We start from the raw sequence: 26,483 nt of genomic DNA on the forward strand, positions 1-26,483 counted from the left end.
TGCGTGCTCCGCGTCTTACAGGTCGAACTTCAGCTCAGCCGAATACCTGCGCTGCGGGTAGTTGTGGAAGTTCCAGTACCGGTCGTTGTTCAGGTTGTCGATGCCGAAGGCGGCGGTCCACTGGCGGTCGATCTGCCACCGCACGCGCAGGTCGGCTGTCGCGTAGCGGCTGACGCCCTGGTAGGCAAAGCCGTTCACGTCGGCATTGTTCAGCGTGCGGAACTGCCGGCCGCTGTAGCGCGCGGCCAGGCTGGCGCTCCACTGGCCGTTGAAGCGGTAGGCCGCCAGCGCCGTGGCGCGCCAGCGCGGGATGTTGGGCTGCCACTTGCCGAGGGTGTCGCCCGGCGTGGCGACGAAGCCGCGGTTGGCCTTGATCTTGGAATCGGCATAGGTGACGCTGCCGGACAGGTCCAGCCCCGGCAGCCCCCAGTCCACCGCCGCCAGCGTGGCCTCCAGCCCGGTGGTGCCGATGCGGTCGATGTTCTGCACGCGGCTGATGTTCTTGTTGGCGGCGGGGTCGAGCAGGGTCTGCGAGTAGATGGCGTCACGCGTGGTCTCGGCAAACGCCGTCAGGCGCGACTGCCACGGCCCCCAAGCCGTCTGGGCGCTCAGCTCGCCCGTCCACGACTTTTCGGGCTTGAGGTTCGCGTCGTTGATGTACTGCGAATTGGTGGTGGACGTGGCGCCGTACAGCTCGCTGACCGTGGGCATGCGCACCGCGCGACCGAGCGAGGCTTTGAGCACCGTGTCCGGCGCGGCCTGCCACGACACCGCGGCCTTGGGCGACAGGGCGTGTTCTCGGCGCACCGGGTAACTCTGGCCGGCGGTGGCCGAGAAGTCGGTGCGGCCGTCGCGCGCCTGCCAGGCTTCCGCGCGCAGGCCCAGCACGGCCTTCCAGTCGGGGCTCAGCAGCCAGGCGTCTTGGGCGTAGGCGGCCTGCAGTTGCGTGCGGCCCTGTGCGTTGTTCGCGAGCGTGCCCGGCGCGTCGGCCAGGTAGTTGCCGGTGATGTTGGAAGTGCGGTAGCTGAGGTGGTGGCTGTCTTGCTGCATGCCCAGGTCCACCACGTGGTTGGTGCCCGCCGGGCGCCAAACGCCCTTCAGGGCCAGCGTGTGCCAGCCGGTGCCGCTGCCGTCGGCCAGCGTGCCAGCGCCACCGGTCCAGGCGCCGGGCTGCGGGTTGGTGGCGGCGTTCTGGCGCTTGTCGTCGCGCTGGTAGCTGTACAGGCTGGCGGCGGCCTCCCAGTCCCACTCGCCGCCGCTGTGGCTTTTGACCGAGACGCCGTGCATCGCGTGCAGCAGCTGCTCTCGCGTGAGGGCGAAGTCCGCCCCGGTGAGGCCTTGTGTGCCGGTCACCGTCTTGCCGTTGATGAGCTGCGGCCCCGTGAAGAAGGCCAGGCCGCCCACGTTGATGGCACCGCTGGTGACCGGGTTGCCGGCGGCGTCGCGCAGGTAACTTTGCGAGTTGCCGTCCGCGTCGTTGCGCCACAGGCCCAGCACGTAGCTGGCGCGCAGGCTGGGGCTCAGGTCCACCGCCAGCTTGAGCTTGAGGTGGTCTTGCCGGGTTTGGTACTGCGTGCCGGCGCCCAGCAGCAACCACGCCTGGTTGGCGTTGTTCAGGCCCGCCACGGCGCCCGTCACCGGCGTGCCCACCGTGCTGGCCACGCCGTTGCTCAGCAGGCGGGTCGCGTAGGTCAGCGGCTGGCCTTCGCTGTCGGTGTGGTTCAGGTTCAGCCACCAGCTGAACGCACCCTCGCGGCTGCCCACCGAGGCGCTGGCCTGCGTGGCGCGGTAGGTGGCGTGCTCGCCGTACAGGCTGGACGGCTGCACGCTGTGCGTGAGTTGGGCATGCGCCTCGAAGCGGCTGGGCATGCGGGTCTGGTAGTCCACGACCGCGCCGACCGAGTTGCCCGGGTGGGCGGCCGAGAACGGGCCGTACATCACGTCCACGCGCTCGATCTCTTCTGGCGTCACCAGCCCCCAGCGCGGCGGAAAGCTCAGGCCGCCCACCCCGTTGCCCAGGTAGTTGGACAGCAAGATGCCGTCGGCATACACCGCCGAGCGCGCGCTGTTGCCGGTGCCCGAGGCGCGGCTGGACAGGATGGCGTGGTTGTAGTCGCCGATGTAGCGCTTGCGCACCAAGAGGCTGGGCAGGTACTTGAGTGCGTCTTCCGCGTCGGTGGCGTTGATGTTGCGCGCGATGTCTTCGCGCGTGACCGTCTCACGCGTGGTGGGAATGTTGGTGGGCAGGCTGGTGGGCGAGGCGCCCGTCACCCGCACCAGGCCCAGGCGCGTGCGGGGCGGCGGGGCGGTTTCAGCGGCGGTGGCAGTTGCCGCGGCTGCGGCGGCTGCAGCGGCAGGCGGTGTGGAAGACGCTGGCGCGTCGTCGCAATCGCAGTCGTCACAGGCCAGGGCCGAGGTGTGGGCCAGAGCGAAGCCAGCCAGGGCGGCGCAGGCGGCAGCCGCGCGCGCAAGAGGCAGTTTTTTCATGAACAGGGCAGGGATCAGAGCCAAGCCGCCGCAGGCGCGACGGCAAACGCCGGGCCCACAGGGCCGCGGCGGCGTGAGGGGACTCAGATCCGCCCAGGTGGGGCGCGTGCGCTGGCAGGGCGCCAGGCGTGGGCGGTGACGGGTGCGGTCCAGAAGCGGTCGGGGGCTTCCAGCACCAGGTCGTCACGCAAGGCCAGCACGGGGGGCGCGGGCGGGGTGGCCAAGTCGGCCGTGTTCAGGTGGCAGGCCGGGCAGTGGCCCTTGGCCAGCAGGTCCAGCGCAGCCTCGATGGGCTTGGGCTTCGCGGCATTGGTGGCCGTGGGGGCGCGGCACACGTCCTGCCAGGCCGAGAAGTCACCCCGCGCGTGGGCAAGTGCGGCGCTGATGCCCGGGGCCAGCACGCCCAGCAGGAACACGGCCAGCAGCCACCACGCCGAGCGGCGGGCGGTGCGGTGCGTGATGGGCAGGGCGGGCATGGGGCGCGATTCTAGGCAGCGGGGGCGGCCTCAGGCTTGAAGCAAATCAACCAACGCGCCGGCCACCACCTGCGTGGCGCGTCGCAGGTCGGCCAGGTTCAGGTGCTCGTCGGCCCGCTTGGCGTTGCTCTCCAGCACCGTGCGCGGCCCGGCGCCGTAGATGGCGGCCGGAATGCCGTGGGCGGTGTACAGCCGCACATCGGTGTACAGCGGCGTGCCCGAGGTGGGAATGGGCTCGCCGAACACCGCCTCGCCGTGCTTTTGCAGCGCGGCCACCAGCGGTGCGGCGCCGGGCAGCGGCGTCATGGGGTGGGCCAGCAGCAGGCGTTTGATCTCCAGCCGGATGCCCGGGGAGCCCGCCACCGTCTGTTCGATCAGCGCCCGCACCTCGGCCTCCACGGCGGCCGGGTTCTCCTCGGGGATCATGCGGCGGTCCAGCTTCAGCACCACCTTGCCCGGCACCACGTTTGTGTTGCTGCCGCCCTCGATGCGGCCCACGTTCAGGTAGGGGTGGGTGATGCCCGGCACTGTGGACACGCGCGTTTTCAGCACCTCGTTGTGGGCGTACAGCGCGGTCAGCAGCTTCGTTGCCGCCTGCAGCGCGTCCACGCCGGTGTGCGGGTAGGCCGCGTGCGAGGCCAGGCCGTGCAGCGTCACCTCCATCTGCAGGCAGCCGTTGTGGGCGGTGACGACCTGGTAGCTGAAGCCGGCGGCAATCAGGTAGTCGGGCTTCGTCAGGCCCTGCTGGAGCAGCCAGCCCGGGCCCAGCTCGCCGCCAAATTCCTCGTCGTACGTGAAGTGCAGTTCCACCGCGCCTTTCAGCGGCAGGCCGGAGTGCTTCAGCGCCAGCAGCGCGAAGGTGTAGGTGGCGAAATCGCTCTTGCTCACGGCCGACGCGCGGCCGTAGAGCTTGCCGTCGACGATGTCGGCGCCGTAGGGGTCGTGCGTCCAGCCCTCGCCGGGCGGCACCACGTCGCCGTGCGCATTCAGCGCAATCGTCGGGCCGTCTTCGCTGAAGCGATGCCGCACGATCAGGTTGGTGATGGACTGCATGCCCGCGGCCTGCACCGCGGCGGCCGGCACGGCGTGCTTCTCGACGGTGAAGCCGAGTTCGGTCAGCAACTCGGCCGTGCGCTCGGCATGCGGCGCGTTGTTGCCGGGCGGGGTGTCGGTGGGGATGCGGACGAGGGCTTGGAGGAAGCGGACTTCGTCGTCGAAATTCTTGGCGATCCAGGAATCAATCATGGGTATCCGTTTATTCAACGCGCGCGACGTGTTTGCGATTTGACGGGGAGCGAGCGAGCTTTCCTTCCCGCATCAGAAGGCCGAGCAGGCTGTACGAGAGGTAGTCCTTCGAGCCGCCGCCGTAATCGCTGCGAAGTCCCAACAAACTTGCAGTCTCAGAGTTTGAAATGCCGGACGGGTTGGCCTTCGCCAGTTCGAGCACGGCGTCTTTCAGTAGGGCCAAGCCCAACTGCGCCTTCTCTTTGACGCCTGTGGGAACGACGACGGTGGACCGCGCCTTGCGTGCAACGCCGGTCGGCATGACGCTGTTCGTCAGGATGCCGCCGGTGTCGATGGTGCCGAACGCGGAGATCAGCTCCGCTTCGAGTCGGATGGCCTGATGCTCTTCCAATGCGTCGACAAGGCGCGCCACAAGGACTTTCGCGCCTGTGGCCTCTATCTCTCGAATGCGGTCCCCTTTTCTCGTTCCGTCCGGCTTGACCAAGTGGTCGTGGGATCGAGTTCCTGTTCCTTTGCCGATGTAGAACGGCATCGCAGGGGACGTTCGCGGGTCTTTCAGGGCGTAGACGTAATAAGACGAATCGTTCGTCATGCTGCGCCGGGCTCCAACTGGTTGAGTAGCGCCTGCAGCCCCAGCACCGCCAACTCCGCGTCATCCACCGTCACCGACTCCAGCGGGTTGTGGCTGATGCCGCCGTTGCCGCCGCGTACAAACAGCATGGCCTGCGGCAGCAGTTCGTGGAGCTTCATCGCGTCGTGGCCGGCGCCGGAGGGCAGGCGGTGGATGGGCAGGCCCAGCGCGGTGACGGCGGCTTCCCAGCGGGCTTGCCACGCGGAGTCGCTCGGTGCCGCGTTTGCAGCGACGGTCGGCTGCAGCGTGTAGCTCAGGCCGCGGCGCGTGCAGATCTCGTCGAGCTGGGCGCGCACATCGGCGTCCAGCGCGTCGCGGGCTTCGTCGGTGGTGGCGCGCAGGTCCAGGCTGAACCGGCAACGGCCGGGGATGACGTTGATGGAGCCCGAAGGCACTTCCAACATGCCCACCGTGGCCACCACGTCGGCCACAGCGGTGGCGCGCTGCTCGCAGAACAGGATGAGCTCCGCCACGCCGGCCGCCGCGTCGCGCCGCTGGCCCATGGGCGTGGTGCCAGCGTGGCTGGCCAGGCCGACGATCTCGCCGGTGTAGCGCCGGCTGCCGTTGATGCTGGTGACGATGCCCAGCGGCAGGTCCAGGCTGTCCAGCACTGGGCCCTGCTCGATGTGGACCTCGACGAAGCCGAGGTAGCGCTTCGGGTCACGCTTGAGCGCGGCAATGGCATCCATGGTGCCCGGCAGGCCGGCAGACTGCATCGCCTCGCGCAGCGGCACGCCCGCGGCGTCGGTCTGGTCCAGCCAGGCGGGGTCGAACGCGCCGGTCAGCGCGCTGGACGCGAGGAAGGTGGCGGCGTAGCGCTGGCCCTCTTCTTCCGAGAAGCCCACCACCTCCAGGCCGAAGGGCAGGCGCTTCCCCGCGCGGTGCAGCTCGCGCACCACCAGCATCGGCGCCAGGATGCCCAGCCGCCCGTCGAAGCGGCCAGCGCGGCGCACGGTGTCGTAGTGGCTGCCGGTGAGCAGGCGCGGCTCGGTCGAGGCGCTGCCCGTGCCGTTGTAGACGCCCACCACGTTGCCCACCGCGTCGCGGTGCACGTCGTCAAAGCCGCACTCGCGCATCCACGCCATCAGCTGCTCGGCCACGGCGGTGTGGGCGGGTGTGGCGTAGGTGCAGGTCAGCCACTCGGGGTCGTCGCTGTGGCGGGCCAGCTCGGCGGCCCAGTCCCACAGCTGTTGGCCGAGTGACGGTGTCACGCCGAACTTGTCGTTCAGGCGGATCTCAGCGATGCGGTGGATCTGCCGCAGGCATTCGGCGCGTTCCACGTCCGGGTGCGCGCGCAGCCGGCGCTCGAAGGTGGCAATGATTTCGGCGCGGGTGAATCCGGTGCCGCGCGGGCCGCGCACGGCCAGGATGAACGGGAAGCCGAAGCGCGCGTTGTAAGCCGCGTTCAGCTGCTGCAGTTGGGCGAATTCGTCCGGCGTGCAGGCGGTGAGTCCGGCCTTTTGCTGCTCGTTCGTCGACTCGGCCGTCAGCTCGCCCGCCACCGCCGCCTTGCCGGCGAGTTCCGGGTGGGCGCGGATCAGGCCCAGCTGCTCGTCCACCGTGGCCTCGCGCACCACGCGGGCCAGCGCCACCTTGAGTGCGGCCAGCGTGGCAAACGGGCGGGCCGCGGCGGCGCGCTCGGCAATCCAGGGCGAGTGTTCGTAGGTGCCGTCCAGCAGGGCGACGAAGTCCGCCGCGCTGGCGGCGTTGAGTTGGTCCAGGGTCATCATTCCCACAGGAAGGCGGTCTTGGGGTCGAAGGGGTGCGTGGTTTTCCAGTGCCGCGCGATGTCCAGCCGGCGGCACACCCACACGCGGTCGTGCGCCTCGATGTGGTCCAGAAACTTCTGCAACGCCTTGAAGCGCCCCGGGCGGCCCAGCAGCCGGCAGTGCATGCCGATGCTCATCATCTTGGGCGCCTCGGCGCCTTCGGCGTAGAGCACATCGAAGGTGTCGCGCAGGTACTCGAAGAAGGGCTCGCCATGGCTGAAGCCCTGGGGCAGGGCGAAGCGCATGTCGTTGCAGTCCAGGGTGTAGGGCACCACCAGGTGCGGCGCCAGTTCGCCGCTGGTTTTGCGCACTTGCAGCCAGAAGGGCAGGTCGTCGCCATAGTGGTCGCTGTCGTACTCGAAGCCGCCGAAGTCCGCCACCAGGCGGCGGGTGTTGGGGCTGTCGCGGCCGGTGTACCAGCCCAGGCCGTGCGGGTCGCGCCCCAGGGTCAGGCGCTGCAGGCTGGCCATGGCCTGCGCCAGGTGGGCGCGCTCGGTGGCTTCGTCCAGCCCTTGGTAGTGAATCCAGCGCCAGCCGTGGGAGGCGATCTCGTGGTTCAGTTCGATGAAGGCCTGCGTCACGTCCAGGTGCCGCTCCAGCGCCATGCCCACGCCGAATACGGTCAGCGGCAGGGCGCGCTTTTCGAATTCTTTGAGCAGCCGCCACACGCCCACGCGCGAGCCGTACTCGTAGATGCTCTCCATGCTCAGGTGCCGCGCCGGGTAGCTGGCGGGGTTGAACATTTCAGACAGGAACTGTTCGCTGCCGGCGTCGCCGTGCAACACCGAGTTCTCGCCGCCTTCCTCGTAGTTCAAAACGAACTGCACTGCCACGCGGGCCTGGCCGGGCCATTGGGCGTGGGGTGGGTTTTCGCCGTAACCGACGAGGTCGCGGGGATAGCGGGGCGCTTGCGCTGTGCTCATCCCTACACTTTGCCCCATCGACAGGATCTCCCATGGGCAAACTCACAACACACGTGCTCGACACCGCCAACGGCTGCCCCGCAGCCGGCATGGCCGTGCGGCTGTACCGATTCGACGCTGAAGGCCCCAAGTGGCTGCGCAGCCTGGTGCTGAACGACGACGGCCGGGCCGATGGCCCCGTGCTGGAAGGCTCGGCCTTCACTGCGGGCCGCTACCGGCTGGTGTTCGAGGTGGCGGCCTACTTCCGCGCCCACGGCACCCCGCTGCCCGAGCCGGCCTTCCTGGATGAAGTGCCGCTGGACTTCGGCATTGCCGATGCCGACAGCCACTACCACGTGCCCCTGCTGGCCTCGCCCTGGGCGTATTCCACCTACCGTGGCAGCTGAGGGGCAAGTCCTCGTCACCGTGTCGCGCACGCAAGGCAGCGTGCCGCGCGAGGTGGGGGCCTGGATGGCGGTGAGCCCGGATGGCATCACCGGCACCGTGGGCGGCGGGCATCTGGAGTTCGACGCCATCGCCCGCGCCCGCGCGGCGCTGGCCGGGGGCGAACTGCCCGACGAGGTGCGCTACCCCCTGGGCCCGAGCCTCGGCCAGTGCTGCGGCGGCGTGGTGTGGCTGCGCTTTGAGCGCCCGCCCGCTGGGGCGGACCTGGCGGCCCACCTGCCGCCCCAGGCGCTGCGGCCGGTGGCGCTGTTCGGCGCCGGCCACGTGGGCCAGGCCCTGGCGCACATGGCGCGTGAGCTGCCGCTGGCCCTGCATTGGGTGGACAGCCGCGAGAGCCAGTTCCCCGCCCAGCCACCAGCGCGCGGCTGGCAGCAGGTGGTGAGCGACCCGCCGGCCGATGCCGTGGCCGACCTGCCGCCCGGCGCGGCGGTGTTGGTGATGACGCACAACCACGCGGAAGACTTCGACATCCTCGCCGCGTGCCTGAAGCGCCAGCGCGAGCGGGGCGACCTGCCCTTCATCGGCATGATCGGCAGCCGCACCAAGTGGGCGAGCTTTCGTCAGCGGCTGGAGGCGCGGGGCTTTGACGGCACCGACCTGGCGCGCGTGACCTGCCCCATCGGGGTGCCCGGCGTGGTGGGCAAGCAGCCGGGCGTCATTGCGGTGTCCGTGCTGGCGCAGCTGCTGGCGTTGCCGCAGACGCCGCCGGGGGCGGCACCGGCGTCAGCGTGAGGCTGCGGCCGGGCTGCGCCTGCAGGCCGGCGTTTTGCGCCGCAATCTCCCGCTCGTAGGCCACCCAGGCCTGTTGAATCTCGCCGCGGTCGCGCAGCGCGCGCAGGGCTTGCTCCAATGGCGTCACCCAGGCCGCGTGCGACTCGTGCACGCCGTGGTACAGCACCGTCTGGCTCAGCGGCGTGGCCACGCGGCAAAGGTTGCCCTGGCGGGTGAGCACCGGCAGCTCGGCCATCCAGGGTGTGGTGAGGGTCAAGGCGTAGTCCGCCGCGCCCAGGCCCACCAGCATGAAGGCGTCGCTGGGGGTGTTGGCCGGCAAGCGCATGGGTTCGGGAATCAGGCTTTCCGCCACCACCATGCCCCGTTGGTAGGCCGACCGGCGGCGGGCCAGGTCGTCGGCGCTCAGCGCCGCAGGGCAGGGTGGGCGCGTGAACGCAAACACCTGCAGTGTCAGCAGCGGCACGTCCACCTTGCGGGCCGCCGGCGTTTGGGTGAAAAACACCTCGGCACGCATGGCCACGCCATCCAGCCGGCCGGCGGTGAGTTCCACCTGCGCGCGGTTCAGCGGCCAGGCCGCAAACTCCACCTGCAGCCCCAGGCTCGCGTAGGCCTTGCGCAACAGGGCTTCGGCGGGCGGAAAGTAACTGCGCTCCACGTTGGTGGCCAGCCGCACCGGGGGCGCGTCCTGCGCTTGGGCGCTCAGGGCCGCACCCATCGCCACGCCCAGCAGGGCCGCGCGGGGCCAGACCCGGCGCATGAGAGGCTGAAGGGCGGACATGGCCGCATTCTTGAACGCGTGGCGCCGGGTGGCACGGTGCGCCGGCGGCGAAGGTGTGATGCGCTGCACGGCTGCGCCGGTTGTTCAGCGCAGCCCAGCCGGCCCAGGGGGGCGCCGGACCGGCGGGCTCTGAATCAACGCACGAGAGCCCCGTGTGCGTCTGGCGCACGTGTCCGCCCGCCTGCTCAGCGGCCGTGAACTCTTACCGCAAGCCCTTGCACCCCCAGGGGTTGCGCTTGTAATTGCGGTTAGCTGTCTTGAAGATGCACGCGCTTGCGCCGCCAAGGACGGTTGATAGCGGCGCGGCGTTCTCGGCAACTTTGAAAGATACCCATGAAGAAGATCTCCGTGCGTGCGGCTGTGGCTGCGTCCTTGCTGGTGGCATCGGGTCTGGCGGCTGCGCAGGCCAACGACCCCAAGGCCACGATTGCCGAACTGGATGCGCGTCTGACCAAGCTGGGCGCGGCCAAGGTGGATGGCACCGAAAAGGCGGGCGACAAGACGGCGCCGGGCCTGTTCTTCGGCCCGCGCAAGCTGAACAACAACTACGACATCGTGGACGACGTGAAGAAGAAGTCCGGCGCCACGGCCACCATCTTCGTGAAGAGCGGCGACGAGTTCGTGCGCATCTCCACCAACGTGCTCACGCCCGAAGGCAAGCGCGGTGTGGGCACCAACCTTGCCCGGGCCAAGGCGTACGACGCGGTCTCCAAGGGCCAAAGCTTCTGCGGCGAGGTGGACGTGCTGGGCACGATGTTCAACGCTTGCTACAACCCCATCAAGGATGACAAGGGTGGCGTGATCGGCGTGACCTACGTTGGCTTCAAGAAGAGCTGATGTCGGCGTGGACGCAGGGGGCTTCGGGCCTCCGTGAGCGGTTGGCCAGGCTGGCCACCGCCAAGAAACTGGCGCTGGCGTTCGGCTGGCTCATCCTGCTGTCGGCCGTCATCGGCGTGGGTTCGCTGCTGGCGTTGAGCCAGGTGCGTTCGGCCTCCAGCGAACTGGCCTCGCGCTGGCTGCCCACGGCGGGGCACCTCGCCGCCGCGCGGGCAGCGCTGCTGGAGCACCGCGAGTTCGTGGTCAAGCACACGACTGCGGCCGACGCGGGCTACATGGACGAGTACGAGGAGAAGATCCGCAACGCCTTGCAAACGGCGAAGCAGGCGCTGCAAGACCACCTTCCGCTGGTGACGCCAGGCGACCATCAGGCCCTGCGGGCGGAGTTCGACAAGCTGCTGGCCGCCTACCTGGATACCACGCAAAAGGTGATTGCCCTGGACAAGGGCGGCAAGCAGGACGACGGCAAGGAAATCAGCGACGGCGCGGGCAAATCCAGCTTCGACGACGCGATTGCGGCACTGGACAAAGTGGCCGCAGCCGGCTTCGAGGCGGGGCAAGCCGCCGGCGAAGCCTCGGACCAGCTGTATCAGCGCGCTCGCTTGATCACCGCGGCATTGCTGGCGGTGGCGCTGGGCTCGGGCCTGCTGCTGGCGGTGCTGATTGCGCGCAGCCTCTCGGGTGACCTGGGCGGCGAGCCGCGTGTGGCGGCCGATCTGCTGCAGCGCATTGCCGGTGGCGACCTGACGCACACGGTGCGCGTTCGCACAGGCGACACACGCAGCCTGATGGCCAGCCTGGCCGACATGCAGGAGCGCTTGATCACCGTGGTGGACCAGGTGCGCCGCGGCGCCGACAGCGTGGCCACGGCCAGCCAGGAGATTGCCTCGGGCAACAGCGACCTGTCGCAGCGCACCGAGGTGCAGGCGGCCGCGCTGCAGCGCACCTCCGGCGCCATGGATCAACTGCGCCAGCAAGCGCTGGGCAGTGCCGAGAACGCGCGCGACGCCAGTGGCGTGGCCACCGCCGCCTCGGGCATTGCGGCCCAGGGCGGTGAAGTGGTGGGCGGGGTGGTGGCCACCATGCGGGGCATCTCGCAAAGCTCGGCCCGCATCGCGGAAATCATCGGTGTGATCGACGGCATTGCGTTCCAGACCAACATCCTCGCGCTGAACGCGGCGGTGGAGGCGGCCCGTGCCGGTGAGCAAGGCCGTGGCTTTGCCGTGGTGGCCGGCGAGGTGCGCAGCTTGGCGCAGCGCAGCGCCACGGCGGCCAAGGAGATCAAACAGCTGATCACCGCCAGCGTGGAGCAAATCCAGCAAGGCTCCAGCCAGGTGGACCGGGCAGGCGCCACGATGCAGCAGGTGGTGGAGGCGATCCAGAAGGTGGACCGCATCGTCACCGACATCAGCCAGGCCGGCTCGCACCAGGCGCAGCAGGTCAACGACCTGGGCGCCGCCGTGAGCGAGATGGACCAGAGCACCCAGCAAAACGCTGCCCTGGTGGAAGAGAGCGCCGCAGCGGCCGAGAGCCTGCGCACCCAGGCGCAGCAATTGGTGGAGGCGGTGGCCTTCTTCCGGCTGTCGCGTTGACACCCGCGGGCCGCCTAGGGCGGCCCGGCGGTGCTGAATACACTCGCGTGTCGTCGCAGCGGTGTCGGGCGCCTTGCGCCTGCAGACGCGACGCTTCGGGCCCCACAGCACCCGCCGTGGTGGGGCCGCGCGAGACCTCCACCGCTCATGGACATCTACCTGCTCGACTGGGCCAACCTGCTGCTGCGTTGGCTGCACGTCATCACCGTCATCGCCTGGATTGGCGCGTCTTTTTATTTCGTCTGGATGGACAACCACCTCCAGAAACCCACGGCTGACGACCTGAAAGTCAAGGGCGTGGATGGCGAACTCTGGGCCGTGCACGGCGGCGGGTTCTACAACCCGCAGAAGTACATGGTGGCGCCGGTCAACTTGCCCCTCGCGGAAGCGACGGGCCGTTCCCGAGCTTCCGCGACCCCCTCGGGGGGCGGAGCGCCGCAAGGCGGCGCGACTGGGGGCGCCGTGACGCTGCACTGGTTTTACTGGGAGAGCTACTGGACGTGGATGAGCGGCTTTGCACTCTTCGTGGTGCTGTACCTGCTCAACGCCAGCCAGATGCTGATCGACCCGCGCGTGCATGCCTGGGGCGCGCCGTGGCAGGCGGTGCTGGCGGCGCTGGGCTTCCTGGTGGTGGGCACCGGGGTGTATGACCTGGCCTGCATCACGCTGGGCCGCACGCGGGATGGGCAGATCGGCAACGACGGCCGGGTGCTCGCGGTGGTGGCGCTGTTCGTGGTGGGCGCGGCCTGGTTGGCCTGCCACCTGTTCGCCGGGCGGGCAGCCTTCCTGCTGGTGGGCGCCACGCTGGCCACCATGATGACCGCCAACGTGGCGCACTGGATCATTCCGGGCCAGAAGAAGGTCATCGCCCAGATGCGCGCCGGCCAAAAGCCCGACCCGCTCTACGGCCAGCGCGGCAAACAGCGCAGCGTGCACAACACCTACTTCGGCCTGCCGGTGCTGGTGGCCATGTTGAGCAACCACTACGGCATGCTGCACCAGCACCCGCAGAACTGGCTGGTGCTGTGCGTGCTGATGGCCGCAGGCGTGGCGATCCGCGTGTTCTTCGTGAAGCGCCACAAGGGCGTGAACAGCTGGGGCGCCGTGGCCTTGGCGCTGGCGCTGCTGGCCGGGCTCATCGCGTGGATGGCGCCGCAGCCCCAGGTGGCGCCCGCCGCGCCGGTGACCCCGGGCCAGGTTCAGGCCGTTGCGGCCCAGCGCTGCGTGGCCTGCCATGCGGGCGAGGCCGCCCAGAAGGGCGTGCGGCTGGACTCGGCCGAGGGCCTGGCGGCGCACAAGGCGCAGATCTACCAGCAGGTGGTGGTGCAAAAGGCCATGCCGCTGAACAACGCCACGGGCATCACCGACGACGAACGCGCCCTCATCGGGCGCTGGGCCACCCAACCATGACCCCAGACCCGCGCGCCCTGCTGCGCCAGCTTTACGACGCGGCCGTGGCCAGCGCGCTGCCCGGCCAGATGCTGGCCGCGCACTTGCCCTCGCCGCCGGACCCCAAGAAGGGCCGCACCCTGGTGTTGGGCGCGGGCAAGGCGGGCGGCGCGATGGCGCAAGCGCTGGAGGTGGCCTGGCCGGCCGAAGCGCCGCTCTCCGGTCTCGTCATCACCCGCTACGGCCATGTGCCGCCGGGCTACCGGCCGCGCCGGCTGGAGGTGGTGGAAGCCGCGCACCCCGTGCCCGATGCCGCAGGCCTTGCTGCGAGTGAGCGCCTGCTGGCCCTCACGCAAGGGCTCACGGCGGACGACCTCGTCATTTGCCTGATCTCGGGCGGCGGCTCGGCGCTGATGAGCCTGCCCGCGCCGGGCCTCACGCTGGCCGACAAGCAGGCGGTGAACCGCGCGCTGTTGAACAGCGGCGCCGCCATTGGCGAGATGAACTGCGTGCGCAAGCACCTGTCGGCCATCAAGGGCGGGCGCCTGGCCGCGGCCTGCGCCCCGGCGCGGGTGTTCACGCTCACCATCAGCGACGTGCCGGGCGACGACCCGGCGGTCATCGCTTCCGGCCCCACGGTGGCTGACGCCACCACCTGCGCCGACGCACTCGCCATTTGCCGCCGCTACAAGATCGACCTGCCGCCCGCCGCGCTGGCCGGTCTGACCTCAGGCGCCTTCGAGACGCCCAAGCCCGGCGACCCGTGCTTCAGCGGGCACGAGCAGGTGATGCTGTCCACACCGCAAATGAGCCTGGACGCAGCGGCCCGGTTGGCCCGGACGCACGGGGTGCCCGCACACATCCTGAGCGACGAGATCGAGGGCGAGTCCCGCGTGGTGGGCGGTGTTCATGCCGCCCTGGCGCGGGCTGTGGCGCGGCGGGGCGAACCCTTCGCGCGGCCGTGCGTGATCCTGTCCGGCGGCGAGACCACGGTGACGGTGAACGCCGGTCGGCCCGCCGGCCGGGGCGGGCGGGCCACCGAGTTTTTGCTGGGCTGCGCGCTGGCCCTGGGCGGCGAGCCGGGCGTGTTCGGGCTGGCGGCGGACACCGACGGCATCGACGGCGTGGGGCCGCATGCCGGGGCGCTGCTCACGCCCACCAGCCTGGCCCGGGCACGGGCCTTGGGGCTGAACCCGCAGGCCCTGCTGGACGCGCATGACAGCGCCTCGTTTTTCGAGCCCTTGGGCGACCTGCTGGTGCCCGGGCCGACGTTCACAAACGTCAACGATTTCCGTGCATTGCTGATCACTTGAGGCGGCTTTTTCGCGTGGCGGGCGTGGGAGCTTCGTCCTAGACTGGGTCGCATCTCACGTCTGGAAGGAGACCCCGATGACAGCCGCCGCCGAGCGTTTTTTTGTCAAGCACAGTGCCCTGCCGACCATGCCTGAAGTGGCCTCACGGCTGCTCAAGAGCTTCGATGACGACAACGTGGGCCTCGCGGAAATTGCCGCGCTGATCGAGAAGGACTCGACGCTGGCGGCCAAGGTGCTGCGGCTGGCCAACTCGGCGCACTACAGCCCGTCGCACCAGATCTCCACCGTCATCGACGCCGCCCACGCGCTGGGCCTGGAGACCCTGCGCAACCTGGCCATGGCGGCCTGCCTGAGCGGGGCCTTCCCCAAGATTCAAGGGCTGGACCGCAGCCTCTTCTGGCGCCACAGCGTGGCCACCGCCAACTACGCGCGCCTGCTGTCGCGCATGTTGGGCGTGAGCGGCGGCATGAGCGACACCGCCTACCTGGCGGGCTTGATGCTGCGTACCGGCCAACTGCTGATGGCCATGGACGAGCCCAAGCTGGTGGCCGATGTGGAATCCCACGCCGCCGAGCCGGGCAGCCGCTTCTCGCTGGAAGAACACCGCTTCGGCTGCACGCACGCCGACGTCACCGCCTCGCTGGCCGCCCACTGGCACTTTCCGCACGCCATGGTGGAGGCCTTCCGCGACGCCAACACGCCGCTGGAAATTCGCCCGTTCTCGCTGATTGCCGCGGTGCTGCACCTGGCGGAGGTGTTGGCCGACGCGGCCGAGCACCATGACGACCCGCTGGCCGCACTGAAGCTGGCCGTGCCGGAACTGATCGAGCACCTGCACCTGGACCTGGACCTGCTGGCCGCCAAGTTGGCCGCTGCTGGCGATCCGGCCGCCGAGGTGGAGCAGTTGCTTCACTGAGCCCAGTGCCCGTCCCGATGGCGGCATGCGGCCGCCGGGGCGAGCGACCGGCGCCGGCTCACTGGCACTGCGCCTCGGGCGCGCCGCTCGGGGCGCCGTAGGTCCAGTGCGCCCAGCGCGGCGCGGTGCCGCCGGGTTGCAGCACGAACACGTGCTGGAAGCTGGTTTCGCACAAATCCGGCAGGCGTGGCCCGCCCAGCGCCGCCAGCAGCGCCGGCACGGTGTTGCTGTGCCCCACCACCAGCACCGCGCCGGTGTGCTCGCGCACCGCGTCGGCCACCGCTTGCACATGGCCGGGCAGGTCGCCCCGGCGCGTTTCCACCACCTGCGGCGTCAGCCCCAGCGCCTGCACCACCGGCGCCGCCGTGGCGCGGGTGCGTTGGTATTGGGTGGTGATCACGGCGTTGATGCGCAAGCCACGCACCGCGTCGGCCAGGGCCTGCGCGCGCTGTTGCCCGGCGTCTGACAGACCCGGGTCGCTTGCCGGGTCGGTGGCCTTTTCGGCGTGGCGCACCAGCACGACCAAGTCGGGCAGCGCCCGGGCAGCGGGCGCCGCCAGCAGGGCGAGGGTGGCGCAGGCGAGGGTCAGCGCACGGGCCAGAGCGGTGTCGGACAAGGGCTTCATCGCAACTCCAGAAGGGGGGGGGCCCCATTGTGGGCGGGGGCGGCCAGTTACCATCGCCGCCCCATGCCGTACGCCTTGATGCCCCATGACCTTGCCGTTTGAACTCCAGGTGGGTTGGCGCTACACGCGCGCCGGCCGCGGCGGGCGGCGCAACCGTTTCATCAGCTTCATCTCGGGCGTGTCCATCCTGGGCATCGCGCTGGGGGTGGCGGCGTTGATCATCGTGTTGTCGGTCATGAACGGCTTCCAGAAGGAAGTGCGCGACCGCATGCTGAACGTCATCGCGCACGTTGAACTGCTGGATTACGCCGGCGATGCGCTGCCCGACTGGCAGGCCACGGCGGCGCGGGCGCGCCAGAACCCGCAGGTGGTGGGCGCGGCGCCCTTCATCTCCAGCCAAAGCCTGATTGCCCGTGGCGACGCCTACCGCGGCGCCGTGGTGCGCGGCATTTCGCCGGCTGACGAGGCCCAGGTCACGGGCCTGGGGGCGCAGCTCAAAGACGGCGTGTTCGGCCTCTTGCAGCCCGGCGCCTGGAACATCGTGCTGGGGGCGGAGCTGGCGCGCCAGCTTGGGGTGGGCGTGGGCGACAAGCTCACGCTGGTGGCGCCCAATGGCCAGGTCACGCCGGCTGGCGTGGCGCCCCGGCTGCGGGCGTTCAATGTGGTGGGCACGTTCAGCGCTGGGCATTACGAGTACGACGCCGGGCTGGCGCTCATCCACATCGATGACGCGGCACGCTTCTACCGCACTGGCGGCCCGACCGGCGTGCAGCTCAAGCTGCGCGATGTGCACGAGGCCCGGCGCGTGGCCGCGGAACTGGCCCCGGCCATGGGCCCGCAAGTCCTGGTGCGCGACTGGACCCGCTCCAACGCCACCTGGTTCGACGCCGTGCAGGTGGAAAAGCGCCTGATGAGCATCATCCTGACCCTCATCGTCGCGGTGGCAGCCTTCAACCTCGTCTCCACGCTGGTGATGACGGTGACCGACAAGCAAAGCGACATCGCCATCCTGCGCACGCTGGGCGCCAGCCCGCGCTCCATCATGGGCGTGTTCATCGTGCAGGGGGCGGTGTCCGGCGTCATCGGCACGCTGTCCGGCGTGTTGCTGGGCTTGCTGGTGGCCTGCAACATCGACGTCATCGTGCCGGCCATCGAGCACCTGCTGAACGTGAGCTTCCTGCCGGGCAGCATCTACGTCATCACGCAAATGCCCAGTGACCCGCAGCGGGGCGACATCATTCCCATCGCCGTCGTGTCGCTGTTGCTGTCCTTCCTGGCCACGCTGTACCCGAGCTGGCGCGCCAGCCGCGTGCAACCCGCGGAGGCCCTGCGCTATGAATGAGTTTGTGATCCAGGCCTTGGGCCTGACGCGCCGCTTCAACGAAGGCGGGCTGGACGTCAACGTGCTCAAGGGCGTGGACTTGCAGATGCCCCGGGGCCAGACGTTGGCCATCATCGGCGCCTCGGGTTCGGGCAAGAGCACGCTGCTGCACCTGCTGGGCGGGCTGGACCAACCCACCGCCGGCACCGTCACGCTGATGGGCCAGGGCCTGGCGCACATGAACGAGGCCGAGCGGGGCCGTTGGCGCAACCAGCACCTGGGCTTTGTCTACCAGTTCCACCACCTGCTGCCCGAGTTCAGCGCGCTGGACAACGTGGCCATGCCGCTGCGCATCCGCCGCGAACCGCCAGCCGTGGCCCGCGCTGCGGCCGCCGAGATGCTGGCGCGCGTGGGCCTGAAGGACCGCGTGCACCACCGGCCCGGCGAGCTGTCGGGCGGCGAGCGTCAGCGCGTGGCGATTGCCCGTGCGCTGGTGACCCGCCCGGCCTGCGTGCTGGCCGACGAGCCCACCGGCAACCTCGACCGCGACACCGCGTCCGCCGTGTTCGAACTCATGCTGGAGCGCGCCCGCGAATCCGGCACCGCCTTCATCCTTGTCACCCACGACCGCGACCTGGCGGCACGCTGCGACCGGCAGCTGCAGCTGGTGGCGGGGCAATTCCAAGCGACCTCTGTATGACCGCCCGTTTCGTCCTCAAGCTCTCCTGCCCCGACCGCGCCGGCATCGTGCATGCCGTGACGGGTGTGCTGCTGCAACAGGGCGGCAACATCCTCACCTCGCACCAGCACGGTGACGCCGACCACGCGCGCTTCTTCATGCGCATCGAGTTCGAGGCGGCGGCGGACGAGGCCGCGCTGCAGGCCGCGTTCGCCCCGCTGGCCGCGCAGTTCGGCATGGACTGGGAGTTGGTGGCCCGCGCCCGCAAGACGCGCGTGCTGCTGCTGGTGTCCAAGCTGGGCCACTGCCTGAACGACCTGCTGTTCCGCGTGCAGACCGGGCACCTGAACGTGGAGATCCCGGCCATCGTCTCCAACCACCGCGACTTCTACCAACTCGCGGCGTCGCACAACATCCCGTTCCACCACTTCCCGCTGCTGGGCGGCACCGAGGCGCAGAAGGCTGCGCAGGAAGCCAAGATCCGCGAAGTCATCGCCGAGAACCAGATCGACCTGGTGGTGCTGGCGCGCTACATGCAGATCCTGTCGCCCGAGCTGTGCCGCGACCTGTCGGGCCGGGCCATCAACATCCATCACAGCTTCCTGCCCAGCTTCAAGGGCGCCAAGCCCTACCACCAGGCTTACGAGCGCGGCGTGAAGCTCATCGGCGCCACGGCCCACTACGTGACCAGCGACCTCGACGAGGGCCCGATCATTGAGCAGGAAGTGGCCCGCATCGACCACAGCATGCCGCCCGAGCAGCTGGTGGGCATCGGCCGTGACATGGAATGCGTGGCGCTGGCCCGCGCCATCCAGTGGCATGCCGAGCACCGCGTGCTGTTGAACGGCAACCGCACGGTGGTGTTCCGGTAAGCGGAGCCGGCAGTGTGGACCGACACCCACTGCCACCTCGACGCGGCCGAGTTCGACGCGGACCGTGATGCCGTCGTCGCCCGGGCCCGGGCGGCGGGCGTGGCGCAGATCGTCATCCCGGCCGTGGAGCCGGCAAACTTCGACGCGGTGCGCCGGCTGGCCGCCGAGCACGGCTTGGCGTACGCGCTGGGCATCCATCCGCTCTATGTGATGCGGGCGCCGGCCGATGCGCTGGATCAACTGGCCGCAGCCCTGCACGCCCACCAGGGCGACCCGCGCCTCGTGGCGGTGGGCGAAATCGGGCTGGACTTCTTCGTGCCGGGGCTGGACGCTGAGGTGCAGCAGCGCTTTTACGTGAGTCAGCTCCAGCTGGCTCAGCGCTTCGCGCTGCCCGTCATCCTGCACGTGCGCCGCAGCGCCGACTTGTTGTTGGCGGGCCTGCGCCGCGTGGGCTTCGCACACGGTGGCATTGCGCACGCGTTCAATGGCAGCGAACAGCAGGCGCTGGCCTTCGTCGACCGGGGCTTCAAGCTCGGGTTTGGCGGCACGCTGACGTTCGAGCGCTCTTTGCAGATCCGCCGCCTGGCGGCGGGCTTGCCCGAGACCGCGTTGGTGCTGGAGACCGACGCGCCGGACATCCCGCCGCAGTGGCTATACAAGACCGCCGAGGCGCGCCAGGCCGCGCCGGGGCAGGGGCGCAACGAGCCGGCCGAGTTGCCGCGCATCGCGCAGACCCTGGCCGACCTGCGCGGCTGGACGGCGGCGCAAACCTCGGCCGTCACGGGCGCGAATGCCCGGGCGGCGTTGCCCCGGCTCTCAGGCCTCAGCTGAAGTTCAGCGTCAGGTCCACCCGGTCGCCCACGCGCAGCACGCCGGCACCTGTGCCTCGGGCGTAGATGCCGAACTGCACCGGCGCGCCGGGGGCGCGCTCGGCGCTCAGCCGGGTCAACGCTTCCAGTGCGGGCGGTTGGGGTTCGCCGGTGGCGGGGTCCACCGAGGTCATCACACAGCGCACGCAGGGTTGGGTGCGCAGCAGGGTCAACGCGCCGACGCGCGCTTCGGTCAGCAAGTCTTCAATGAAGGCGGGCAGGGGCTCGCCGTCCACGCCTTGCAGCAGCACGTTGGGGCGTGCCCGCGCGGCCAGCGGGTTGGCAGGGGTGCCGAGCGCTTCACCCCAGGCCTGCAGCGAGCCATCGCCCACCAGGTGCAGCGCATTGAGCACCGGCCGGCGCTGGGCGGCCTGGCTCAGGCGCACCAGGCGCAGCGGCGCGCCGGTGGCGGCGCGCAGCAGGTCGGCGGCGGCGTCGCCCGCGTCCCAGGCTTGCAACAGGTCGAAGTCCTGGCGGTCGCCGTTCCAGCCGCGCACGGTCTGTTCGTGGCCTTCGGTGGCTGCGGCCGTCACGGTCACCGTGCGGTCGGCGGTGTGTAGCGTCAGGCCTTCTGGCGTGGCGCGCGCCGACACCAAGGCCAGGCGCGGGTGGGCGCCCATCCAGGTCAACTCGCCAGCAGCGTCCACCAGGCCCCAGCCGCGGTCGCCTTCGGGCCAGCCGTCGTCGCCCAGGGGCAGGGCGTCCACCGCCTCGCCGGCGCACGATTTGACCGGGTAGCGCCACAGCCCGCCGATGCGGGCGATCAGATCAGCCATGATGTCTCTCGTCTTTGGTTGCGGCCCCGCCGAGTGCGGCGGGCTGAAGTGTCCATGCCCCTGCCTGCCCCCGCCCCCGGGTTGACCCCCGAGCCCGCTCTTGTCCTGCTAGGCCACGATGCCGCCGTGCGATGGGTGGGTTTGGCGCCGGCGTTCGATGCACACGCCCGGGTGCTGGTGCTGGGCAGCTTTCCGGGCGTGGCGTCGCTGAAGGCGTCGCAGTACTACGCCCATCCCCGCAACGCGTTTTGGCCGGCGATGGCAGCGGTGCTGAACCTGCCCGACCTGGCCTCCCGCCCGTATGAAGATCGCTTGCAGGCCCTGCGCCAGCACCGGGTGGCCTTGTGGGATGCCGTGGCCTCCTGTGAGCGGCAAGGCAGCCTGGACACGGCCATTCAAGCGGCGCAGCCCAGCGACCTGGCCATGCTGCTCGCGCAGTTGCCGGCGTTGCGTGCGATCGCCTGCAACGGGGCCTTGGCCCACCGCCAGACGCTGCGCGCGCTGGGCACGCCCGCGGTGCCGGTGCTGCAACTGCCGTCCACCAGCCCGGCGCACGCGAGCTTGTCCTTGGCCGCCAAGCAGTCGGCGTGGCGCGAGGCGCTGGCGCCCTACGTCTAGGATGCCGCCATGAAATCAAAGCAGCAGACCTGGGGGCCCGCCACCCTGAGCGAATTCGATGGCGTGCGCTTCCTGCACCTGGATTCGATCTGGGTGCAAGGCGCCATGCGCATCCGCAAGCCCGATCAGATCGAGCTGGAGTACGTGCAGCGCATGTGCGCCTGGATGCTGTGGCGTGACAGCGCCACGCTGGGCCAGGGCCACGCGGTGCAGTTGGGCCTGGGGGCCGCGGCGCTGACGCGCTTCTGCCAGGGCCAGCTCAAGATGCAGACGACGGCGGTGGAGATCAACCCGGAGGTGATCGCCGCTTGCCGCCAGTGGTTCCGCCTGCCGGCGAACGACGAGCGGCTGAACGTCGTGAACGCCGATGCCGCCCGCTGGGTGAACGACGATGCGAACCTGCAGACCGTGGACGTGCTGAACGTGGACCTGTACGACCACGACGCCGCCGCGCCGGTCTTGGACGACGATGCCTTTTACGCAGCCTGCCGCGGCGTGCTGGCCGACGGCGGGCTGATGACGGTGAACCTGTTCGGCCGCAGCGCGAGCTTTGCACGCAGCGCGCTGCGCATCGCCCGTGCCTTTGGTTCCGACCAGGTATGGAGCCTGGCGCCCACCAAGGAAGGCAACACCGTGGTGGTGGCCGCGCGCGGCGTGCAGGTGCCGCACCGTGAGGTGCTGGAGCAGCGCGCCGCTACGATCGAATCGCGCTTCAAACTGCCGGCGCGCAAGTGGTTGCGGCTGGTGCGCCCGCTGCCCATGAGCATCCTCCAAGCGCTGTGACTCGACACCCGCCCATGAACGCCACCGCCAAGCCTGATTCGCAGCCCAAACCCAGCGCCGTTTCCGCGTCCGGGGCCTCAGCCGCCCCGCCGCAAGGCCGCCTGGATTGGCGGCAGGTGCTGAAGTGGCTGCTGCGGGATGGCGTCATCGACGCCGCGCAAGCCCAGCGCACCGAGCAGCGCTTTGCCGCGGGCGACAGTTCGCTGCACCCGTTGGTGCGCCTGGGGCACGCCGGGTTGGTGCGGGTGTCCAACGGCAAGGCGCTGGATGTGGAGGCCCTGACGGAGTGGCTGGCCGGCATGGCCCGCATGCCCTACCTGCGCATCGACCCGCTGAAGGTGGACGTGGGCCGCGTGGGCGATGTGATGTCGGTCGGCTACGCCGAAGCCAAGCGCTGCCTGCCGGTGCAGTTCGGGCTGAGCGAGGTGACCATCGCCACCTCCGAGCCCTTCGACATCGACTGGGTGAACCAGATCGCCTCCCACGTGCGCAAGCCCATTCGGTTGGTGGTGGCCAGTCCGTTGGAGATTGCGCGCTACACGACCGAGTTTTTCACGCTGGCCAAGTCGGTGCGGCAGGCGGCCAAGGCGGGGGAGCAAAGCCAGATCGCCAGCTTCGAGCAGCTGGTGGAGCTGGGCAAGAACAACAAGCAGCTGGACGCCAACGACCAGGGCGTGGTGCAGGTGGTGGACTGGCTGTGGCAATACGCCTTCGACCAGCGCGCGTCCGACATCCACCTGGAGCCGCGCCGCGAGATGGGCGTGATCCGGTTCCGCATCGACGGGGTGCTGCACACCGTCTACCAGCTGCCGTCGACCGTGCTGGCGGCCATGACCTCGCGCATCAAGCTGCTCGGCCGCATGGACGTGGTGGAGAAGCGACGCCCGCTGGACGGGCGCATCAAAACCCGCAACCCGGCAGGCGACGAAGTGGAAATGCGCCTGTCGACCCTGCCCACCGCCTTCGGCGAGAAGATGGTGATGCGCATCTTCGACCCCGACACCGCGGTCAAGGACCTGGCCTCGCTGGGCTTTGGCCAACATGACTCGGACCGCTGGGAGGCCCTGGTGCGCCAGGCGCACGGCATCATCCTGGTGACCGGCCCGACCGGCAGCGGCAAGACCACCACGCTGTATTCCACCCTCAAGCGCCTGGCCACGGACGAGGTGAACGTGTGCACGGTGGAAGACCCGATCGAAATGATCGAGCCCGCCTTCAACCAGACGCAGGTGCAAAACGCGCTGGACTTTGGCTTTGCCGAAGGCCTGCGCGCGCTGATGCGGCAGGACCCGGACATCATCATGGTCGGCGAAATCCGTGACCTGGAGACGGCCGAGATGGCCATCCAGGCCGCGCTGACCGGCCATTTGGTCTTCAGCACCCTGCACACCAACGATTCGGTGTCGGCCATCACCCGGCTGCAGGACCTGGGGGTGCCCACCTACCTGATCAGCGCCACGGTGATTGGCGTGCTGGCCCAGCGGTTGGTGCGCACGCTGTGCCCGCACTGCAAGCAGCCCGACGACGCGATGACGCGCGAGCGCCTCAACGAAACCGTGCGGCACTGGCGCCTGGGCGGTGGCGTGAAGGCGTACAAGCCCGTGGGCTGCCTGGAGTGCCGCAACACGGGCTTCCGCGGGCGCGCCGGCTTGTATGAGCTGCTGACCGTGACCGAGAGCGTGAAGGGCGCGATGGGCGACCTGGCCGGCCTGCGTCGCCAGGCGATGCAAGAGGGCCTGCGCCCGCTGCGCCTGGCGGGCGCGATGAAGGTGGCCGAAGGTGTCACCACGCTGGACGAAGTGCTGCGCAGCACGCCGGCTTGGGAAGGCTGAACCCGAGGCTGATCCCCCCATGTTCAACCGGTTGCTGCGCGTAATCCACAGGCGCCTGCCCGCCGCGCACTGACAGAATCGTTCAGACACCGGCGGCTGCGCCGGCAGGCCGGAGGCGAGGAACGATGAAGATCAAGAGCCAGCGAGACTTCTGCGCCGGGCTGCTGTTTCTGGGGGTGGGTGTGGCATTCGCTTGGGGCGCGACGGAATACGCGTTCGGCAGTTCGGCCAGCCCCGGCCCGGGCTATTTCCCGTTCGTGCTGGGTGTGCTGCTGGCGCTGCTGGGTGGCATCGTGCTGTTCAAGGCGTTGACGCTGGAATCGGAGGGCGGCGACCCCATCGGGGCCCTCGCGTGGCGCCCCTTGCTGGTGGTGGTGGCAGCGGTGGCGGTGTTCGGCGCGGCCCTGCCGCGGCTTGGGCTGGTGGTGGCGTTGGCCCTGCTGGTGGCCCTGTCGCTGCAGGCCGACCGGGGGAGCCGCCTGCGCCCCACCATTGTGGGAACCCTCGTCGGCACCGCGCTGGCAGCGCTGTTGCTGCACACGCTGGTACCGGCGTTGTTGTCCGCGTTGGGCGCAGTGCTGGGTGACTGGGGGGCACCAGGCTCGCGCCTGCGTGCTGCCGTGACGCTTGCAGTCGCCTTGCTCGGGCGTTTGGTGCCTTCCGCGCTGTTGGCTTGGTTGCTTGTGACCCGTGCGCCCGCGGCCCTGCGGCCCACCATGGAAGTTGTGCTGCTGGTCGCCACACTGATTTGCATCAGTTGCTGGATGTTCATCGACGGCTTGGGTTTGACCATGCCGGTCTGGCCTGTTGTGTTGGCTGGCTGAGGGACGTATGGATTTGCTGCAAAACCTCGCGCTTGGCTTCGGCGTCGCTTTCACAGGCCAGAACCTCGCCTATGCATTTTTTGGTGCGGTGCTGGGCACCTTGATTGGCGTGCTCCCAGGGCTCGGGCCCGTGGCAACGATCGCCATGCTGCTGCCGTCCATCTATGCCTTGGATGCCACGCCGGCGCTGATCATGCTGGCCGGCATTTACTACGGCGCCCAGTACGGGGGCTCCACGACCGCCATCTTGATCAACGTGCCCGGGGAATCCAGTTCGGTGGTGACGGCGCTTGATGGCTATCAGATGGCCCGCCGTGGCCGCGCAGGCGCTGCTTTGGCGGCGGCGGGCCTCGGTAGCTTTTTCGCGGGGTGCGTGGGCACGGTCATCATTGCCGCGTTCGCACAGCCCATGACGCGCCTCGCGGCACAGTTTGGTTCGGCCGAGTACTTTTCGCTGATGGTGCTGGGCCTGGTTGGGGCCGTCGTGCTCGCTTCGGGATCCTTGATCAAAGCGATTGCCATGATCGTGTTGGGGCTCCTGTTGGGCCAAGTGGGCACTGATGTGATCTCAGGAACGGTTCGGTACGCGTTCGACACGCCTGAGTTGGGTGATGGCGTGGGATTCGTCGTCATTGCCATGGGCATCTTTGGCTTTGGCGAAATCATCGCCAACTTGGGGCAGCCCGAGGAGGCGCGGGAAGTCTTCACCCAAGAAGTGACAGGCCTCTGGCCAACCAAGGACGATCTGCGCGAGGCGTGGCCTGCCGTGCTGCGTGGCACAGCGCTGGGGTCTGTTCTGGGGGTGTTGCCCGGTGGCGGGGCGCTGTTGGCGTCCTTCGCGGCCTACACCTTGGAGAAGAAGATCGTCCGCAACCCCAGCGTGCCCTTCGGCAAGGGGGCCATCCAGGGGGTGGCGGGCCCGGAGAGTGCCAACAACGCCGGCGCGCAAACATCGTTCATTCCCATGCTTACCCTGGGCATCCCGCCCAATGCTGTCATGGCGCTGATGGTGGGGGCCATGACGATCAAAGGCATTCAGCCCGGACCGCAGGTGATGACCAGCAACCCGGAGCTGTTTTGGGGCCTGATCGCGTCGATGTGGATCGGCAATCTGATGCTCGTGGTTTTGAACCTGCCGCTGATCGGCATTTGGATCAAGTTGCTGACGGTGCCGTACCGTTTCCTGTTTCCGGCCATCGTCGTGTTCTGCTGCATTGGCACTTACTCGCTGAACAACAACAGCTTCGACGTCTACCTGACGGCTGCCTTCGCCTTGCTGGGTTACGTCTTCTACAAGTTGAACTGCGAGCCCGCACCGCTGCTGTTGGGCTTCATCCTGGGCCCAATGATGGAAGAGAACCTGCGACGGGCCTTGCTGCTGGCGCGCGGGGACTGGAGCACCTTCATCACGCGCCCGCTTTCTGCAGGGCTTTTGATCGGCGCAGTGCTGCTGGTGCTGCTGGTGATGTTGCCCAGTATCAAGAGCAAGCGTGAAGAGGCGTTCCAAGAAGAGGGCTGAGGTAGGCGCGCTGCCCGGAGCCTGCCGCGCTGGCAGGTAACGGGCGAGCCAGAGCTGAGGGTGTCTCCGCCGCCGGTCGGCGTGTCTCGAAAGAATTTCCGCCGATGTCTTGCGCTCCCGAAAAAACCTGTGCTACAGTCGTGGGCTTCGCTGATGACAACGCAGCGCGAGTCGCAAGACAAGCGGTGAGTCATTGGCGAAGGGCTTGACCGAAAGGTTGGGCGGCGAGCTTT

25 protein-coding genes are annotated in these 26,483 nt (G+C 69.3%); 16 read left to right on the forward strand and 9 right to left on the reverse strand.

Features of this window, described 5'->3' with window-relative positions; all coding sequences use genetic code 11:
- Positions 1–15: 15 nt before the first annotated feature.
- The 6 genes from ACG01O_RS18565 to puuE all read right to left on the reverse strand — a co-directional run bounded on the left by ACG01O_RS18565 (position 16) and on the right by puuE (position 7,531).
- Entirely contained in the window at positions 16–2,487 is a 2,472-nt protein-coding gene (locus tag ACG01O_RS18565) for a TonB-dependent receptor (protein ID WP_394386890.1), read from the reverse strand.
- Positions 2,488–2,570: 83 nt separating this feature from the next.
- Positions 2,571–2,963, reverse strand: coding sequence for a DUF2946 family protein (locus ACG01O_RS18570; protein ID WP_394386891.1), 393 nt, complete (start codon positions 2,961–2,963; stop codon positions 2,571–2,573).
- Between the two features lie 30 nt (positions 2,964–2,993).
- Complete coding sequence (locus ACG01O_RS18575) at positions 2,994–4,208, reverse strand: ArgE/DapE family deacylase (protein WP_394386892.1); 1,215 nt, start codon at positions 4,206–4,208, stop codon at positions 2,994–2,996.
- Positions 4,209–4,218: 10 nt separating this feature from the next.
- A complete protein-coding gene (locus tag ACG01O_RS18580; protein ID WP_394386893.1) occupies positions 4,219–4,800 on the reverse strand; it encodes a GIY-YIG nuclease family protein in 582 nt (193 codons plus the stop codon).
- Positions 4,797–6,569, reverse strand: a complete 1,773-nt coding sequence (gene uraD, locus ACG01O_RS18585; protein ID WP_394386894.1) for a 2-oxo-4-hydroxy-4-carboxy-5-ureidoimidazoline decarboxylase — start codon at positions 6,567–6,569, stop codon at positions 4,797–4,799. The genes ACG01O_RS18580 and uraD overlap by 4 nt, the downstream gene beginning before the upstream one ends.
- Positions 6,566–7,531 carry an allantoinase PuuE gene (gene puuE / locus ACG01O_RS18590; RefSeq protein ID WP_394386895.1) on the reverse strand — a complete coding sequence of 322 codons (966 nt, stop codon included), beginning with the start codon at positions 7,529–7,531 and terminating at the stop codon, positions 6,566–6,568. Before puuE ends, uraD begins: the two co-directional genes overlap by 4 nt.
- Positions 7,532–7,563: 32 nt before the next feature.
- On the opposite strand from puuE, the gene uraH reads away from it, so the two are divergent.
- Together uraH and xdhC are read left to right on the forward strand one after the other, a co-directional pair.
- A complete protein-coding gene (gene uraH, locus ACG01O_RS18595) occupies positions 7,564–7,917 on the forward strand; it encodes a hydroxyisourate hydrolase (RefSeq protein ID WP_394386896.1) in 354 nt (117 codons plus the stop codon).
- Entirely contained in the window at positions 7,847–8,707 is an 861-nt protein-coding gene (xdhC, locus tag ACG01O_RS18600; RefSeq protein ID WP_394386897.1) for a xanthine dehydrogenase accessory protein XdhC, read from the forward strand. The genes uraH and xdhC overlap by 71 nt, the downstream gene beginning before the upstream one ends.
- On the opposite strand, the gene ACG01O_RS18605 is transcribed toward xdhC, so the two are convergent.
- Entirely contained in the window at positions 8,631–9,485 is an 855-nt protein-coding gene (locus ACG01O_RS18605) for a substrate-binding periplasmic protein (RefSeq protein WP_394386898.1), read from the reverse strand. The two genes, xdhC and ACG01O_RS18605, sit on opposite strands and share 77 nt — an antisense overlap.
- 333 nt (positions 9,486–9,818) lie before the next feature.
- Between ACG01O_RS18605 and ACG01O_RS18610 the strand changes: the two genes are divergently transcribed.
- The 5 genes from ACG01O_RS18610 (at position 9,819) to ACG01O_RS18630 (ending at position 15,532) form a co-directional block, all read left to right on the forward strand.
- On the forward strand, positions 9,819–10,322 hold the full coding sequence (locus ACG01O_RS18610; RefSeq protein WP_394386899.1) for a Cache 3/Cache 2 fusion domain-containing protein: 504 nt from the start codon (positions 9,819–9,821) through the stop codon (positions 10,320–10,322).
- Positions 10,322–11,914 (forward strand): methyl-accepting chemotaxis protein, encoded by a 1,593-nt coding sequence (locus ACG01O_RS18615; protein ID WP_394386900.1) that lies wholly within the window; start codon positions 10,322–10,324, stop codon positions 11,912–11,914. Before ACG01O_RS18610 ends, ACG01O_RS18615 begins: the two co-directional genes overlap by 1 nt.
- Before the next feature lie 147 nt (positions 11,915–12,061).
- Entirely contained in the window at positions 12,062–13,324 is a 1,263-nt protein-coding gene (locus ACG01O_RS18620) for a urate hydroxylase PuuD (RefSeq protein ID WP_394386901.1), read from the forward strand.
- Complete coding sequence (locus ACG01O_RS18625) at positions 13,321–14,616, forward strand: glycerate kinase type-2 family protein (RefSeq protein ID WP_394386902.1); 1,296 nt, start codon at positions 13,321–13,323, stop codon at positions 14,614–14,616. The genes ACG01O_RS18620 and ACG01O_RS18625 overlap by 4 nt, the downstream gene beginning before the upstream one ends.
- A gap of 76 nt (positions 14,617–14,692) precedes the next feature.
- Complete coding sequence (locus ACG01O_RS18630) at positions 14,693–15,532, forward strand: HDOD domain-containing protein (protein WP_394386903.1); 840 nt, start codon at positions 14,693–14,695, stop codon at positions 15,530–15,532.
- A gap of 58 nt (positions 15,533–15,590) precedes the next feature.
- Here the strand turns inward: ACG01O_RS18630 and ACG01O_RS18635 are convergent, their stop codons facing one another.
- Positions 15,591–16,157, reverse strand: coding sequence for a SixA phosphatase family protein (locus ACG01O_RS18635; protein WP_394386904.1), 567 nt, complete (start codon positions 16,155–16,157; stop codon positions 15,591–15,593).
- 85 nt (positions 16,158–16,242) lie between these two features.
- Here ACG01O_RS18635 and ACG01O_RS18640 point away from each other — a divergent pair, with 85 nt between their 5' ends.
- From ACG01O_RS18640 to ACG01O_RS18655, 4 genes are read left to right on the forward strand one after another with little or no spacing between them, the layout of a single operon-like run.
- On the forward strand, positions 16,243–17,499 hold the full coding sequence (locus tag ACG01O_RS18640; RefSeq protein ID WP_394386905.1) for a lipoprotein-releasing ABC transporter permease subunit: 1,257 nt from the start codon (positions 16,243–16,245) through the stop codon (positions 17,497–17,499).
- The gene (gene lolD / locus ACG01O_RS18645) at positions 17,492–18,178 is read left to right on the forward strand and encodes a lipoprotein-releasing ABC transporter ATP-binding protein LolD (protein WP_394386906.1); all 687 of its coding nucleotides are present in this window, start codon (positions 17,492–17,494) and stop codon (positions 18,176–18,178) included. The genes ACG01O_RS18640 and lolD overlap by 8 nt, the downstream gene beginning before the upstream one ends.
- Positions 18,175–19,029 carry a formyltetrahydrofolate deformylase gene (purU, locus tag ACG01O_RS18650; protein ID WP_394386907.1) on the forward strand — a complete coding sequence of 285 codons (855 nt, stop codon included), beginning with the start codon at positions 18,175–18,177 and terminating at the stop codon, positions 19,027–19,029. Before lolD ends, purU begins: the two co-directional genes overlap by 4 nt.
- 12 nt (positions 19,030–19,041) lie before the next feature.
- Positions 19,042–19,860: a TatD family hydrolase gene (locus ACG01O_RS18655; protein ID WP_394386908.1), complete on the forward strand. Its 819-nt coding sequence runs from the start codon at positions 19,042–19,044 to the stop codon at positions 19,858–19,860.
- Here ACG01O_RS18655 and ACG01O_RS18660 read toward each other — a convergent pair.
- Positions 19,853–20,674, reverse strand: coding sequence for an MOSC domain-containing protein (locus ACG01O_RS18660; RefSeq protein ID WP_394386909.1), 822 nt, complete (start codon positions 20,672–20,674; stop codon positions 19,853–19,855). The two genes, ACG01O_RS18655 and ACG01O_RS18660, sit on opposite strands and share 8 nt — an antisense overlap.
- Before the next feature lie 54 nt (positions 20,675–20,728).
- Here ACG01O_RS18660 and ACG01O_RS18665 point away from each other — a divergent pair, with 54 nt between their 5' ends.
- The 5 genes from ACG01O_RS18665 (at position 20,729) to ACG01O_RS18685 (ending at position 26,250) form a co-directional block, all read left to right on the forward strand.
- Complete coding sequence (locus ACG01O_RS18665) at positions 20,729–21,292, forward strand: DNA-deoxyinosine glycosylase (protein ID WP_394386910.1); 564 nt, start codon at positions 20,729–20,731, stop codon at positions 21,290–21,292.
- Between the two features lie 9 nt (positions 21,293–21,301).
- Entirely contained in the window at positions 21,302–22,075 is a 774-nt protein-coding gene (locus tag ACG01O_RS18670) for a spermine/spermidine synthase domain-containing protein (protein WP_394386911.1), read from the forward strand.
- Between the two features lie 14 nt (positions 22,076–22,089).
- On the forward strand, positions 22,090–23,907 hold the full coding sequence (tfpB, locus tag ACG01O_RS18675; RefSeq protein ID WP_394386912.1) for a type IV pilus assembly ATPase TfpB: 1,818 nt from the start codon (positions 22,090–22,092) through the stop codon (positions 23,905–23,907).
- A 125-nt stretch (positions 23,908–24,032) separates the two neighbouring features.
- A complete protein-coding gene (locus ACG01O_RS18680) occupies positions 24,033–24,731 on the forward strand; it encodes a tripartite tricarboxylate transporter TctB family protein (RefSeq protein WP_394386913.1) in 699 nt (232 codons plus the stop codon).
- A 7-nt stretch (positions 24,732–24,738) separates the two neighbouring features.
- On the forward strand, positions 24,739–26,250 hold the full coding sequence (locus ACG01O_RS18685) for a tripartite tricarboxylate transporter permease (RefSeq protein ID WP_394386914.1): 1,512 nt from the start codon (positions 24,739–24,741) through the stop codon (positions 26,248–26,250).
- The last annotated feature ends 233 nt before the right edge of the window (positions 26,251–26,483 follow it).

Origin of the sequence: Pelomonas baiyunensis (genome assembly GCF_043555935.1) — a bacterium.
Classification (GTDB): domain Bacteria; phylum Pseudomonadota; class Gammaproteobacteria; order Burkholderiales; family Burkholderiaceae_C; genus Pelomonas; species Pelomonas baiyunensis.

Excerpts from the sequence above, each read along its gene's own strand:
- tfpB (WP_394386912.1), top strand. The coding sequence starts at position 22,090 with ATGAACGCCACCGCCAAGCCTGATTCGCAGCCCAAACCCAGCGCCGTT.
- ACG01O_RS18670 (WP_394386911.1), top strand. The coding sequence starts at position 21,302 with ATGAAATCAAAGCAGCAGACCTGGGGGCCCGCCACCCTGAGCGAATTC.
- ACG01O_RS18635 (WP_394386904.1), bottom strand. The coding sequence starts at position 16,157 with ATGAAGCCCTTGTCCGACACCGCTCTGGCCCGTGCGCTGACCCTCGCC.
- ACG01O_RS18610 (WP_394386899.1), top strand. The coding sequence starts at position 9,819 with ATGAAGAAGATCTCCGTGCGTGCGGCTGTGGCTGCGTCCTTGCTGGTG.
- uraD (WP_394386894.1), bottom strand. The coding sequence starts at position 6,569 with ATGATGACCCTGGACCAACTCAACGCCGCCAGCGCGGCGGACTTCGTC.
- lolD (WP_394386906.1), top strand. The coding sequence starts at position 17,492 with ATGAATGAGTTTGTGATCCAGGCCTTGGGCCTGACGCGCCGCTTCAAC.
- ACG01O_RS18680 (WP_394386913.1), top strand. The coding sequence starts at position 24,033 with ATGAAGATCAAGAGCCAGCGAGACTTCTGCGCCGGGCTGCTGTTTCTG.
- ACG01O_RS18565 (WP_394386890.1), bottom strand. The coding sequence starts at position 2,487 with ATGAAAAAACTGCCTCTTGCGCGCGCGGCTGCCGCCTGCGCCGCCCTG.
- ACG01O_RS18605 (WP_394386898.1), bottom strand. The coding sequence starts at position 9,485 with ATGTCCGCCCTTCAGCCTCTCATGCGCCGGGTCTGGCCCCGCGCGGCC.
- ACG01O_RS18625 (WP_394386902.1), top strand. The coding sequence starts at position 13,321 with ATGACCCCAGACCCGCGCGCCCTGCTGCGCCAGCTTTACGACGCGGCC.
- ACG01O_RS18640 (WP_394386905.1), top strand. The coding sequence starts at position 16,243 with ATGACCTTGCCGTTTGAACTCCAGGTGGGTTGGCGCTACACGCGCGCC.
- ACG01O_RS18575 (WP_394386892.1), bottom strand. The coding sequence starts at position 4,208 with ATGATTGATTCCTGGATCGCCAAGAATTTCGACGACGAAGTCCGCTTC.
- ACG01O_RS18620 (WP_394386901.1), top strand. The coding sequence starts at position 12,062 with ATGGACATCTACCTGCTCGACTGGGCCAACCTGCTGCTGCGTTGGCTG.
- purU (WP_394386907.1), top strand. The coding sequence starts at position 18,175 with ATGACCGCCCGTTTCGTCCTCAAGCTCTCCTGCCCCGACCGCGCCGGC.
- ACG01O_RS18630 (WP_394386903.1), top strand. The coding sequence starts at position 14,693 with ATGACAGCCGCCGCCGAGCGTTTTTTTGTCAAGCACAGTGCCCTGCCG.
- ACG01O_RS18570 (WP_394386891.1), bottom strand. The coding sequence starts at position 2,963 with ATGCCCGCCCTGCCCATCACGCACCGCACCGCCCGCCGCTCGGCGTGG.
- ACG01O_RS18660 (WP_394386909.1), bottom strand. The coding sequence starts at position 20,674 with ATGGCTGATCTGATCGCCCGCATCGGCGGGCTGTGGCGCTACCCGGTC.
- ACG01O_RS18665 (WP_394386910.1), top strand. The coding sequence starts at position 20,729 with ATGCCCCTGCCTGCCCCCGCCCCCGGGTTGACCCCCGAGCCCGCTCTT.
- ACG01O_RS18685 (WP_394386914.1), top strand. The coding sequence starts at position 24,739 with ATGGATTTGCTGCAAAACCTCGCGCTTGGCTTCGGCGTCGCTTTCACA.
- puuE (WP_394386895.1), bottom strand. The coding sequence starts at position 7,531 with ATGAGCACAGCGCAAGCGCCCCGCTATCCCCGCGACCTCGTCGGTTAC.
- ACG01O_RS18615 (WP_394386900.1), top strand. The coding sequence starts at position 10,322 with ATGTCGGCGTGGACGCAGGGGGCTTCGGGCCTCCGTGAGCGGTTGGCC.
- ACG01O_RS18580 (WP_394386893.1), bottom strand. The coding sequence starts at position 4,800 with ATGACGAACGATTCGTCTTATTACGTCTACGCCCTGAAAGACCCGCGA.
- xdhC (WP_394386897.1), top strand. The coding sequence starts at position 7,847 with ATGCCGACAGCCACTACCACGTGCCCCTGCTGGCCTCGCCCTGGGCGT.
- uraH (WP_394386896.1), top strand. The coding sequence starts at position 7,564 with ATGGGCAAACTCACAACACACGTGCTCGACACCGCCAACGGCTGCCCC.